Here is a 552-nt window from a genome sequence, read left to right as displayed (position 1 = left end):
TAATGAGTTTACTACTGAAATATCAGCTATATAACTGGTACTTTGTTTTTACAAATTATAGTAAGGTCGAACCAAAGTCTGGCTGTTTTTAATTGTCTATATTTTAAACCAATCATATTTAAAGTTAGCCATATCAAAACAAAGGCAGCCGTTTTTAATCATTGTTAATTTATCAAATTTGGAGTTTTATAATGAAAAAGAATATTTTACCGTTAGTATTAGGCGCGACACTTGTTTTGCCAGCGGCAGCAATAGCTGCACCTGTCAATACCAGTGACATTATGCCAGCGGACATGCGTACCACTCCTGTCGATAATACCTTGCAAGCCGAAATAGAAGGCCCTGATGGCGAGCTTCTCGCTACTCAACCGGGTGCTGTTGATGATAACAACATGGACACGATGAATGACGATATGGAGTCTGAAGAAGGTGACATGGACGAAGACATGACAGTTATAGCAGAGGATGAAATGTCTAATAATGACGCTCAAGCACGTGCCGCTATGATGCGCCGCGCACAGATGACAAATGATGTTCAGAGCAGCCAAGTGA

At 40.2% G+C, this 552-nt stretch carries 1 protein-coding gene; it reads left to right on the top strand.

Annotated features, from left to right (window positions below; all coding sequences use genetic code 11):
* Positions 1-191: 191 nt before the first annotated feature.
* A partial coding sequence (locus ACS8FC_RS20060; protein WP_439298079.1) for a hypothetical protein occupies positions 192-552 on the top strand: 361 nt, incomplete at its 3' end.

It is taken from the genome of Psychrobacter sp. 1Y4, from assembly GCF_051847555.1.
This window is presented reverse-complemented; position numbering and strand designations above follow the sequence as displayed.